A 12,259-nucleotide genomic window follows, 5' to 3' on the forward strand; every position below is an offset into this window, starting at 1 on the left:
TCGTTTCTACTCCACTAAAGAAAAGTTATTTAGGTACCAAGGATGGGATTGCTGATGACCACCAAGAGTAACGTTACAGGGACTATTTCCTTAGCTCACGGCGACGGTGGCGAGTTAACCCACCGCTTAATCAGCGAGCTGCTTTTGAGATACTTCCAGGACGAGGCCTTGCAACCTTTAAACGATGCCGCCCTGCTCCCCGCCCCGCCGGGCCGACTGGCCCTGACCACGGATTCCTTTGTAGTCAAACCTCTCTTTTTCCCCGGCGGCAATATCGGCACCCTGGCTGTCAACGGTACGGTAAACGACCTGGCCGTCTGTGGCGCCCGCCCCCTTTACCTCACGGTGGGATTGATTCTCGAGGAGGGATTGCCCCTGCCCGTCCTGGAAGAAGTCATCGCCGCCCTGGCGGCCGCCGCCCGTGCCGCCGGGGTAGCCATCGTCGCCGGCGATACCAAGGTGGTAGAACGCGGTCACGGCGACCAGATCTATATTAATACCACGGGCCTGGGGCTGGTAGTTGACGCTATCGACCTGGGTTACCACCAAATCCGGCCCGGCGACGCCATTATCTGTAGCGGGGCGGTGGGGGACCACGGCCTGGCCGTACTGGCGGCCCGGGAGGATTTCGGCCTGGCAGGGCTAAAAAGCGATTGCGCCGCTCTCCACACCTTAATTCTACCCCTGCTGGAGCAATTCCCCGGCGCTATTAAATGGTTACGCGATCCCACCCGGGGTGGTCTGGCAACGACAGTGAAAGAACTGGCGGCCGGGGCCCATGTGGACGTTATTCTCAACGAAGAAGCCATCCCCGTCCACGACAGCGCGCGCGGCGGGGCGGCAATCCTGGGCCTGGATTACCTCTACCTGGCCAATGAGGGCAAATTCTGCGCCGTCGTAGATAGTTCCACCGTTGCAGAGATTATAGCCTTTCTCCACCGGCACCCCCTGGGCCGCGAAGCCGCCCTGATCGGCGAAATTAAAACAGGCAGCGGCCGTGCCTTCCTGCGCACTTCTTTAGGAGCCACCCGCGAGCTTTATCTACTCAGCGGCCTGCAGTTGCCGCGCATCTGTTGATTTCACAGGCGGGAAGGAACCGGCAGCGCCAGTTTCATATTAAAGCCCCCGCATCAACGGGGGCTTTAATAGCATAGCTACCGGTGCCGCAATGACGCTGGCGGCCATCTTTACGGTTTGACACCCAATGTGCGCACCAGGGCGGCGGCGGCTTCGGCCCGGGTCACCAGGTGGCCGGGCTCAAAGGTGGTCCCATTGCCCTTCAGGATCCCCAGGCCCCAGGCCAGGGCGACATAGCCCAGGGAGCCGGGCGCCAGAGAGGCGGCGTCGGCATAGGTCACCTGGTAAATCCCCTCGATCCTGGCAACATAATCCAGGTTGAGTAGACGGAGCATCAACCGGGCCAGGTTCTCCCGGCTGATATTGGCGTCGGGTGCCAGGTCTTCCTTTAGCCAGCCCTGCTCCCGGGCCCGCTTGAGGATCTCCTGGTCCGAGAGATCGCTGTTGCCCTGGACACCGTTTTTCGCCATGAGCATGGCCCGCAGGAGGGAAACGGCGGTAATGTTTTCATCAGGATGGAAGGTAACGCCGTACTCGCCGAAAAGACCGGCCTGGCCCAAAAGGTTAATTTCCTTCTCCGCGAAGTTGCCGGCGATATCGTTAAAGCGGTTGGGCCGCGGCGCTTGGTTCAAGGGTTTCCCCTGCCAATCCAAGGGTTGGCCGTTCCGGGCGTCGACCATGACGGCCGCCGGGGTGCCCGGCGCCGCCAGGGGCTGGTAGACCAGGCGGACTTCCCCTGGGCCGTTGGGGCTGAAGATCCGGGTATAGGTCAGGGTCAGGGGCCGGTACTTCAGAAAGGCCTCGGTGGCCTTACCCGCCGGCAAAAGGTTATGCGGAACGGGAAAATCAAATTTTCCCCAGTTGAGGTTATAATGGGTGATGCGTTTGGCCACCGTATCTACGGTTACACTGATGCCGCTGGCCGGGAAGGGGATGCCGTTGACCATCCGGCGGTAATTGAAGTACTGGATGGGCGGGTTTTGCCCTGCTTTTAAAGGAATGGGTCCGGGGCCATACCTGGAGTTGACATCCAGTTTGACCTCCCGGAAGCGTTCCGGCTGGACCTGGCGCAGGAAATCCTCGGCCATTTGTTGCGCTCCCAGGCGATCCAGTTGTCCCGGTTTCTCCCCGGAGGACGGATAGGCCAGGTCGAAACCTACCAGCTCCCCGGTGGTGGCGTCGACCCGGGCGGTCACATAATTAATCTGGCCGGGGTCGGGTTTGCTGGTATTCCAGAAAAGGGTCCAGATGCGGGTTGCCGGATCCTGCCAGTCGGTAACCAGGTTAGCGCTACTGAGGGTCAGGTTGGCCGGGATCGGCAGCCATTTCTTGACGGTAGCGATGGCGGCGTCCTGGCTGATGAGCTTAGCCGTTTTCTCGATTTCTTTGATTTCCTCAGGGCTCAGGGGTTTGGCGGCACTCTGGGAGGCGGCCCCGTCACGCATCCTGGCGAATTCGCCCATACCCCCGGCGCCGCCTTTGAACCACCGGCCGTCCTCCATTACCAGGGGTTCGCCCGTGAGGGCGTCAATCAAGCCGTTGGAGGGATGGTTGAGGATATAGACTAGTTGCGGTCTCTCCTTCTGAGCCGAGGCCGGTAATGGCCCGGGTCGCAGCGGCAAATAATACTGGAGCTCCAACATACCGGCCTGAGCAAAAGCCTGGCGCGCCTTCTCCGAGGTGATGGCTCCGGTGGCGGCAGGGAAAGCGGCCGTACTCCAGTTGAGGTTGTAATTGACCACCCGGCCGTCATCGCCCCGGACACCGATGTTGACGCCGTTCTCCGGGAAGGGGATGCCGTTGACCAGCCGCTGCCAGCTAAAGCCGTAGGTAACGGGCCCGTAGTTGTTGAGGGGAATGACTTGGCCGTTATTAGGCACCGCCTGCAGGTCGAAGATATGGTTAGCGGCCAATCTTTGGAGAAGTTTTTCCGCCACCTGCCGAGCTTCGTCCTGGGAAATGGCCGGCACCTGCAAGCCGGGTCCAGGCCGGTCAACAGGCTGCCAGAGGTTCATGTTGACGATCTCGCCCGTGGTGGCATCCACCTGGGCGTTAAAACTACCCCCTTTACCATCGGTGGCGTTCCAGTTCAGGGACCAGGTTGAACGACTATCATAGCTGTTATAACTGGAAATAAAGTTGCTAAAATCTCCGGGGATGGCGAAGTTGTCTTTCACCGTGCGGATAGCTTGCTCTAATGAAACCGCCGGTTTATCCTCAGCCCAGACGCCGCTGGGAAAGAGGGTTGCCAGGAGCAGAACTACCAACCCCCACACACCTAAACGTTGCCCCAATCGCCGCATGGAGCTCATCCTCCTTTTTATACTTTTGTAAACTCTTTACCCACCCCTCTCCAGGGCTCTTCCTAAAAAATTGTCCCCCGGATAGCGATAATGTCGCCATGAGCCCAGCCTCACCTGTCCAAGGTGGTTATTGCCACCGCGTACTACCGGCGAGGCCTATTCTTCCTGTGCCAGGCGGCTCTAAACACCTTGGACGTTAGTTACACAACGCCTGTGGGGGGATAACTCCCGTCAGGTCGTAACCCTCCTTTCCAGCTGTTTCCTCATTCCTTACCTAATATATTGACGCTGGGGGCGCTTTAAAAGTTCCCGCCCTAGAAAAATTTTCTTGGCCCTTTTACCTGCGGAAAAACAGCCTGGTACTGTCGCTTTTACAAGCAATAAGGTCGGCTTATAGCGAAGATTTGAAGTGCCTACCCCTGGAACCATAGGGCCGTGCTGGGTATAATATGGATACAACCCTAATACCTTAAACTTGGGGCTTAAATCATAAATATTCGTTCACTTGATCGTCAATCTATATGGCCAAGGCCGGTGGATCGCTAGCATCCGGCAAAATAGTTGCGAGTAACTTACCAGGTGGCCGTTTCTGTCCAGATGCCAGCCATGATCGCCGGCATCGTAATTGCCGAGCCGTTGAAAAGATCCTTTAAATCCATTTAAAAATAAAAAGATGCGTAGACCAACGGGTAACCGCCAGTAACATGGTTGCCGATCCCCTAAACTTCATTGGGAGGGATTATCTGTGTCCGTCTTTTTCCTCCACGCCGTGGTATCCATGCTGGCCATTATGAATCCCATTGGCAACCTGCCCATTTTTATCTCCCTGGTCGAAGGGGAGACGCCGGCTTACCAGATCGCCACCGCCCGGCGCTCTACCTTGACCGCTTTTGGCTTTCTGACCCTCTTTGCCCTGCTGGGTAATAATATCCTGCTTTTCTTCGGCATTACCCTGGCCGCCTTCCGGGTGGCCGGCAGCATTATCCTCTTTGGCATCGGCCTGAAAATCCTCCAGGGCCGGAATATCCACAGCAGCCACAACCTGTCGTCGGCTATTTCGGCTATTAATGAAGACATCCTGGCGAAGGACGACGTGGCTATCACCCCCCTGGCCACCCCTATCCTGGCCGGCCCCGGTTCCATAACCACCGTCATGCTCCTGGTGGGCGCCGAGTGGCAAATCCAAACTCTTCTCCTGACCATCGCCGCCGTAGCCATTGTGGCCCTGGGCACCTACCTGATCTTCCGTTATTCCACCCTGGTTACCCGCTATCTGGGACCCCTGGAGATGAACATCATCAGCCGCGTTATGGGCCTGCTCCTGGCGGTGATCGCCGTCCAGATGGGCGCCTCCGGCTTGCTGGAGCTCTTCCCGGGCCTGGGTAGGTAAACCTGCTTCGACTTCATTTGGAAACTATTAAAATCGGGGTAGCTGCAAAGCTACCCCATACTTGTGTCTTAAAGCCTCCTGCTGTTTCCATATAACAGTAATGACTCAACTTGAAAGAGGCTACAGGCGCAGGTGGTTCGAGCTCCCACCCGCAACCATTTACCCCTCGCCCCGGCCGCGGTGCTGGTTGATCAGATCGGCCCGGTACCGGGCCAGGTCATAACGCCCTCCCAGGGGCAGGAATTGTTTTTGTTCCCGCCCCTGCTCCCCCGTCGGGGTGGGCGTAAAGCGCCACAGGCGGGCGATGACCGAGGGCCGCTCCGGCCAGGGGGTGCGCCGGTACTGGTTATAAACCTCCCGGTAAACGTCCACCGTACGCCGGGCGATATTCTCCCAGTCATAGACCTCAGCCACCAGGCGGCGGCCGTTGGCCCGCAATCTTTCCGCCAGGGCGTCGTCCCCCAGGACCGCCAGGATATTGTCCGCCAGGGAACCGGTGTTGCCCGGATAGGCGCGCATGCCGTCAACACCGTGGGTGATTATCTCCATCAGGCCGCCGGTTTCACTGGCCACTACCGGCGTCCCGGCGGCCATAGCCTCCAGGGCGACGATGCCGAAGGGCTCGTACAGGCTGGGGAAGACGGCCACCCGGGCCGCCCGGTAGAGCTGGTTGCGGGTGCGATCGTCAATATAGCCGGCAAAATAGACTTTATGGGCAATGCCCAATTCCCGGGCCCGGTTCTGAAGCTGGCCCTCCATGGGGCCCTGACCGGCAACAACCAGCTTGGCCTCCGGGCAGGCGGCCAGGATGCGGGGCATGGCCTCCAGGAGGACCTGGACGCCCTTTTCGATAACCAGACGGCCGACAAAGAAGAGAAGCTTTTCGTTGGGCGCGGCATAACGCCGCCGGACCTCCGGGTCAACTATACCGGCCCGGAACTTTTTACTATAAACGCCGTTGGGGATAATGGTGATCTTGTCCGCCGGCAGCTGGAATAACCCCTGGACCTCCTGGCGCATATGTTGGCTGCAGACGATGACCCGCCAGGCCTCATAGGTTAACCACCACTCAACGCTGTTAATGTAACGTTGCAGGTCATTATGGAGACCATGGTTGCGGCCGGCTTCCGTGGCGTGGATGGTAGCGATGAGGGGTAAATGATGGGCATGCTTTAGAGCCCGGCCGGTAAAGGCCACCAGCCAGTCGTGGGCATGAATCACCTGAAAAGGGCCATAGCGACGCATGATGCTCATGGCCTCTTCCAGGAAGCGGGCATTGAGCTGTAGCACCCACACCAGGAAATCCGGGGTATGGATAGGGTAGGCCTCCACCCGGTGGACAATCAGGCCGTTCTCCCGGCTCTCGGCGACCTCACCGGGCCGGCCGATGGTCAGGACGTGGACGTCATGATGGGCCTCCGCCAGGGAGATAGACAGGTCCTCCACGTGGCGGGCCAGCCCGCCGACACTCTGGGGCGGGTATTCCCAGGAAAGCATTAAGATCCGCATATCCTACCCTCCGCAAATTGGGTTCTGGCACGAGGGATCACTACTGACACCCCTTCTCAGTTCGCGGAAAAGGTGTCAACCCTCCCAGCACTCCCTGTTATTCTAGCACTGGTGGCTGAATTTAATACCTTTAGCCTTGACTAAACCAGCTCCTGGCCAGCGCATAATTACCGCCCTGGAGATGAAACCTAGTAACAACCGGACGTGTCTAACCTTTACCACCTGCAGGACGTTAGCGGCCTGATATCTTACATGGAGGTTCCATTATGCCCGAATTACGCCAGGACCCGGTCAGCGAATGTTGGGTGGTCATAGCCACCGAACGCGCTCGCCGGCCTTCGGATTTTAAGGCGCCCGGGGAAGAAAAAAAGGGTGCTGCCAACTGCCCCTTCTGCCCTGGTCACGAAAAGGAGACACCGCCGGAAGTGCTGGCCTTCCGAGCTGAAGGCACCGCACCTGATACCCCCGGTTGGCAGGTGCGGGTGGTGCCCAATAAATTCGCCGCCCTCACTTCCGGCGACGAAGTAAGCAGCGAAAACAAGGGGTTATACCATACCATGAGCGGTACCGGTGCCCACGAGGTCATTATTGAGGGCCCGGATCATAACACCTTTTTCGCCAGCCTGGCACCTGAGCACGCAATCCAGGTCCTCAAGGCCTGGCGCCAGCGTTACCTGCAATTGAGCCGGGACAAAAACCTGCAGTATATCCAGCTGTTTAAAAACCATGGTCGTACGGCCGGGGCCTCCCTGGAACACCCCCATAGCCAGATCATCGCCACCCCCCTGGTGCCGGCCGCCGTGAACCGGGAAATAGCGAGGCTAAAGGATTACTGGCAGGAAAAAGAGAGCTGCCTCCTCTGCGACCTGATGGAATCCGAGCTGAAGACGGGCACCAGGGTTATCGCTTTCAATAAGGAATTCCTGGCTTTCTGCCCTTTTGCCTCCCGCTTTCCTATGGAGATGTTGATCCTGCCGCGCCGGCATCAGGCCGGCTTCGCCAGCTGCGAGGATGAGCAACTGGAGCAGCTGGCGGCTATCCTCCAGGATATCCTGGGCCGGCTGAAAAAGGTAGCCGGTGACCCGCCCTTTAACCTGGTTCTGCATACGGCTCCCCTGCACCAAGAGGATATCGTCTACCACTGGCATTTGGAACTCCTACCCCGGCTGACCATTGTCGCCGGGTTTGAGTGGGGCACGAGCATGTACATCAACCCCACCCCGCCGGAAATCGCCGCCCAGTCCTTGAACGAAATCAAGCTAGACGCCCATTCCGCCGCGGCGACACCAGCAGAAGGATGAAAATTGTAATATTGGGTGAGGGTGAGGGGTGGGGCAGGTTCCCGGAGGGCGCATTTGCAGCCTTAGTTCAAAGAGCGGAGCAGGCCGAGGAAACAGCGCGGCCACCTGTCCGAGGCCCGAAGGGCCGAGTTTGGCCGCGCCCGAGGCCTGCGGAGCTCGTTCAAGTATAAGGGCGCAACCAGCGCCTGGAGGGGACCTGCCCCACCCCCAGCACAGTAGCATACTGCTTCGCAAGAACGCTATTTTCAGGATAGAGGAGGAAACTCCATGAGTGAGCCCCTAAAGATCCTGCTGGTATCTTCTGAGGTAACGCCCCTGGCTAAAACCGGCGGCCTGGCTGATGTGGCCGGCAGCCTGCCCAAGGCCCTGGCCGCCAGGGGCCATGAAGTCCGGGTAGCCATGCCCCGCTACCGCCAAGTTAAGGATGTTGACTACCTTACCGACCTGCCGGTAGAAATGGACGGCAGCTTGGAGACGGCCATTATCCGCCAGGCGAAACTCCCCGGTGAAGCCGGGGTGCCGGTATACCTAATCGACAACTACAAGTTTTTCTACCGCGACGGCCTGTACGGTTACGGCGACGATGGCACGCGCTTTAACTTTTTCTGTAAGGCCATCTTGTCCATGCTGCCCTGGCTGGACTTCCAACCGGACATTATCCATTGCAACGACTGGCAGACCGGACCCCTACCCCTATTCCTCAAGGTCAAGCACGAGGACAATCCCTTTTACCGGGAGACGGCTACCATCTATACCATTCATAACTTACAGTACCAGGGAGTTTTTCCCCGCAACATTCTCAAAACCATGGCCCTCGGCGAGGAATTCTTCGTCCCGGAGCGCCTGGAGTTTTACGGCCAGGTCAGTTTCATGAAGGCCGGCATCCTATACGCCGACCTGGTCAACACCGTCAGCAAAAAATACGCCCTGGAAATCCAGACCCCGGAGTACGGCGAGCGCCTGGACGGTTTGCTCCGCAAAAGGGCCGCCGACCTGCGAGGCATCCTGAATGGCATTGACTATGAGGAGTTTGACCCGGACACCGACCGGCACCTGGCCGTTAACTACAACTCTAACCATATGGAGAAAAGGAAGGAGAACAAGACGGCCCTGCAGCGGGAGATGGAACTGCCCGTCAAAGACGTTCCCGTCCTGGGGCTAATCTCCCGCCTGGTGAGCCAGAAGGGCCTGGACCTCCTGGCCGCCATCCTGGATCCCCTGATGCAGCAGGACCTGCAGTTTGTCCTCCTGGGTAGCGGCGAGGACTACTATCAACAGCTTTTCTCCCGCTATAAGGTCAAGTACCGGGATAAAATGGCCGTCAAAATCGGTTTCGACCCGGTCCTGGCCCAGCACATTTATGCCGGCTGTGATATCTTCCTGATGCCTTCCCGTTTCGAGCCCTGCGGCCTGGGCCAGATGATCAGCCTGCGCTACGGCGCCGTGCCGGTGGTCCGGGCTACCGGCGGCCTGGAGGATACCATTAAGGACTTCCACCAGTACCCGGGTGTAGGTAATGGCTTTTCCTTCCGCGAGTACCAGCCTCAGGCCCTCCTGGATACTATCAACCGCGCCCTCAACGTCTACCGCCACGAACCTGATGAATGGCGTAAACTGATGCGGCGGGGCATGGCCGCCGACTTCTCTTGGAACGCTTCGGCCGGCCACTACGAGGAGATGTACCGGGAGGCCCTGGACAAACGCCGGGCCGCCCTGTTCAAAGTCGGGTAACAGGAAGCTGTCCGAGGTACAGGCTGCCGCAGGTTTCCTATATCTCCCGCTGGCGATATTTTTTCAGATGCCGGTAATAACGGCCCCAACGGTACCAAAACAAAACCCCTCGCGTTTTCTGCCGCAAGGGGTTTTTATTTAACCTGAGGACCGACAAACGCACAATTACTGGTTCAGAGCTATCTACGGCCAGGCAGTCCGCCATTATGGATCTCAAAACTCCAGTTGAGGCCGTTGTTATTGTCCCAGTTATTGGCACTGTCCTTAAAACAGATGTTCAGGCGGCTGGTATCCTCAACCCGGATATTCTTTACCCACCCGTAACCTGTACGCTCCATGCGGTAATCATAAACATCCCGCCAGTTGTCGGCATCGCCGTAACCGGTATGCATCCACACCTGGTCAGCGCCGCAATTATCCAGTAAGCCGTGATAGAGAACAGTTACCTCATCGCCGGCGGTGATGGGCACAGGGTCGACCACGACCCCGCCGGGATACTCGGCTGCCCGCATTTGTTGCAATCTCGTCCGTTCGTCGTTTGCAAAACGGCTGCGGTTTTTATCGCTCATGATGATGACCTCCCAAGGAAAGTTTCTTAACTTAGCTTTCCCTGCTGAGAGGTACAGCTATACGGTTGCCGGACGCCAATCTCCTTTTGACCGGAACATGTTTGCCTGGTTTATGTAGTAGGCGCCGGTGCCACCAGGCGGCACCGGCAGTAGCTGGCAGCTCTCCAGAAAGTAAACACCGGAGATAGGCTCCCGGTTATAAGGCCGCCTTTTGCTTCTCTTCCTGGAGATCCTCATAGATATGAGCCAGTTCTTTATCAAAAAGGGGCCGTTTGAGTTCCACCGCCAGGGCCCGGACCCGGCCTAAGATGGCTGCGGCTTCCTCTTCCTGCAAATGGACACCGTATTCGGCAAACTTGGCCTTGATAGCCGCCGTACCTGAGTGCTTGCCGATGACAATCTGCCGTTCCAGGCCGACCTCCTCCGGTTTCATGACTTCATAGGTGCGCGGGTCCTTCAGGGCACCGTCAGCGTGGATGCCTGATTCGTGGGCGAACATGTTACTCCCGACAATGGCCTTCCATACCGGCAACTCCCGGTGGGCGGCCATGGAGACGTACTCGGCCAGCTCGCGGAACTGCTCGGTTTTAAAGTTCAAATCGATATCGGCCAGGTATTTCAGGGCCATGACTACTTCTTCCAGGGCGGCGTTACCGGCCCGTTCGCCCAGGCCCACCACCGTCACCCCGGCGTATCTGGCCCCGGCGCGGATGCCGGCCAGGGTATTGGCCGTAGCCATACCGAAATCGTTATGCATGTGCATCTCTACATCCAGGCCTACTTCGCTAATCAGCCACTTTATTTTTTCATAAGTTGTGAAGGGATCCATAATCCCCACCGTGTCGCAGAAGCGCAGGCGGTCGGCGCCGGCCTCCCGGGCGGCACGGGCAAACTGGAGCAAATAGTCCGGGTCAGTGCGGCTGGCGTCTTCGGCATTGACGGAGACGTAGAGGCCGTGCCTCTTGGCGAATGCACAGGCCCGGGACATGGAATCGATGACCTTTTCCCGGCTACTGCGCAGCTTGTGTTCGATATGGATGTCGGAGGTAGAAATGGAGATAGCCACGGCATCGCAGCCACAGTCGAGGGAATGCTGGACATCGTCGATGACGGCCCGGTTCCAGCCCATAATACTCGCCCGCAAGCCGGCGTCGACAATATCTTTGATTGCCTTTTTTTCGTCGCCACCCATGACCGGGACCCCGGCTTCAATTTGATCGACACCAATGGCGTCCAGCATCTTGGCAATGCGCAGTTTTTCACTGTTGGCAAAGACCACTCCGGCCGTCTGCTCGCCGTCCCGGAGGGTGGTATCGACGATTTTAATCTTCCCGTCCATCTTTTCACCCCTTTGTGAAGTTTTTACGCCAACGTATTCTTGTTGGTTTCACCATCAAAATGCCGATTCCTGCCTGGCACCGGATAGAATCCTGTATACTTAGCCGCCTTCAGCGCCGGTGTAGCCACTCCTCGCCGGCATATTTAGCCTTTAGCTCCTCTAGACGTCCCTTTTCTCCTTCGGTAAGGCCGGATGGGACGAACTCGATACCATAGAGATTGCTAAAAGCCCGGATAATATGCTCCTTGATGGCCCTGGCATCGACCTGGGTGTCTAAAACCTCCGCCAGGCCGCAGGCCTGGCGATAAAACTTCGCCTGGAGGCGCCGCCGGGCGGCCTCGGCAGGCATCTTCAGAACGGCAAAGAGATCCTCGCCGTTAAGATTGATAACTATGGAGCCATGTTGAAGAACGACGCCGCCTTTACGGGTCTGGGCGCTGCCGACCAGCTTGCGGCCGCCGCAGGTAATTTCATACCAGGAAGGGGCGTCGAAGCAGGCGGCAGTAGAGTGCTCCTCATGGGCCCCTTTACGGCCCGAGGCGATCTCTACCGGGGCTCCCATCTCCCGGAGACCGCCGGCCAGGGCTGCCGCCAGGCGCAAGTAGGAGGGGCGAATCCCCCCCACCATCAGGGGGTGGTCTTCCCGGGCCACCACGCTGTAGGTGACCTCATCGTCGTGGAGGACGGCCCGCCCCCCCGTCAGGCGCCGCACCAGCCCCAGGCCCCGCTCCCTGAGGGCCTGGACATCGATTTCCTTAGCTAATTGTTGGAAATATCCCAAGGAGATAGTGGGCGGCGACCAGGCATAGAAGCGCAAAGTGGGCGGCGTCTGCCCCTTCTGGTGCTCCAGGAGGATGGCCTCATCGATGGCCATATTGGTGTAGGGATCAGCGGTGCCAGTATCGAGCAAGCGCCAAGTTTCGACAGGCATAAGTCTATCCCCCTCCCCTGAACCGAACAGATACATGTACTTCTAATTATAACATATTAAGCCCGGAGCGGGATTCGCTTAAAAAAACCGGCAGGCGTCAACCTGCCGG

Annotated in this window: 9 protein-coding genes; 4 read left to right on the forward strand and 5 right to left on the reverse strand. The window is 58.3% G+C overall.

Annotation, left to right across the window (positions count from 1 at the left end; all coding sequences use genetic code 11):
• Nucleotides 1–54 precede the first annotated feature (54 nt).
• Nucleotides 55–1,077, forward strand: coding sequence for a hydrogenase expression/formation protein HypE (gene hypE / locus SDD30_RS09865; protein ID WP_434074751.1), 1,023 nt, complete (start codon nucleotides 55–57; stop codon nucleotides 1,075–1,077).
• Nucleotides 1,078–1,187: 110 nt separating this feature from the next.
• On the opposite strand, the gene SDD30_RS09870 is transcribed toward hypE, so the two are convergent.
• The gene (locus SDD30_RS09870; RefSeq protein ID WP_434074752.1) at nucleotides 1,188–3,380 is read right to left on the reverse strand and encodes a YcdB/YcdC domain-containing protein; all 2,193 of its coding nucleotides are present in this window, start codon (nucleotides 3,378–3,380) and stop codon (nucleotides 1,188–1,190) included.
• A gap of 745 nt (nucleotides 3,381–4,125) precedes the next feature.
• Between SDD30_RS09870 and SDD30_RS09875 the strand changes: the two genes are divergently transcribed.
• Nucleotides 4,126–4,770, forward strand: a complete 645-nt coding sequence (locus tag SDD30_RS09875; RefSeq protein WP_434074753.1) for a MarC family protein — start codon at nucleotides 4,126–4,128, stop codon at nucleotides 4,768–4,770.
• Between the two features lie 159 nt (nucleotides 4,771–4,929).
• Here SDD30_RS09875 and SDD30_RS09880 read toward each other — a convergent pair whose 3' ends face one another.
• Nucleotides 4,930–6,279 (reverse strand): glycosyltransferase family 4 protein, encoded by a 1,350-nt coding sequence (locus tag SDD30_RS09880; protein WP_434074754.1) that lies wholly within the window; start codon nucleotides 6,277–6,279, stop codon nucleotides 4,930–4,932.
• A 266-nt stretch (nucleotides 6,280–6,545) separates the two neighbouring features.
• On the opposite strand from SDD30_RS09880, the gene galT reads away from it, so the two are divergent.
• Both galT and glgA read left to right on the forward strand, forming a co-directional pair.
• Complete coding sequence (gene galT / locus SDD30_RS09885; RefSeq protein WP_434074755.1) at nucleotides 6,546–7,580, forward strand: galactose-1-phosphate uridylyltransferase; 1,035 nt, start codon at nucleotides 6,546–6,548, stop codon at nucleotides 7,578–7,580.
• A 267-nt stretch (nucleotides 7,581–7,847) separates the two neighbouring features.
• Entirely contained in the window at nucleotides 7,848–9,311 is a 1,464-nt protein-coding gene (gene glgA, locus SDD30_RS09890) for a glycogen synthase GlgA (RefSeq protein ID WP_434074756.1), read from the forward strand.
• A gap of 179 nt (nucleotides 9,312–9,490) precedes the next feature.
• Here glgA and SDD30_RS09895 read toward each other — a convergent pair whose 3' ends face one another.
• The 3 genes from SDD30_RS09895 to SDD30_RS09905 all read right to left on the reverse strand — a co-directional run bounded on the left by SDD30_RS09895 (nucleotide 9,491) and on the right by SDD30_RS09905 (nucleotide 12,150).
• Complete coding sequence (locus tag SDD30_RS09895) at nucleotides 9,491–9,880, reverse strand: carbohydrate-binding protein (RefSeq protein WP_434074757.1); 390 nt, start codon at nucleotides 9,878–9,880, stop codon at nucleotides 9,491–9,493.
• A 196-nt stretch (nucleotides 9,881–10,076) separates the two neighbouring features.
• On the reverse strand, nucleotides 10,077–11,219 hold the full coding sequence (gene nifV / locus SDD30_RS09900; RefSeq protein ID WP_434074758.1) for a homocitrate synthase: 1,143 nt from the start codon (nucleotides 11,217–11,219) through the stop codon (nucleotides 10,077–10,079).
• A 109-nt stretch (nucleotides 11,220–11,328) separates the two neighbouring features.
• Nucleotides 11,329–12,150, reverse strand: coding sequence for a lipoate--protein ligase family protein (locus SDD30_RS09905; RefSeq protein WP_434074759.1), 822 nt, complete (start codon nucleotides 12,148–12,150; stop codon nucleotides 11,329–11,331).
• Nucleotides 12,151–12,259 lie beyond the last annotated feature (109 nt).

Source organism: Moorella naiadis (nom. illeg.) (genome assembly GCF_051020825.1).
Taxonomy (GTDB): Bacteria; Bacillota; DSM-521; order Neomoorellales; family Neomoorellaceae; genus Neomoorella; species Neomoorella naiadis.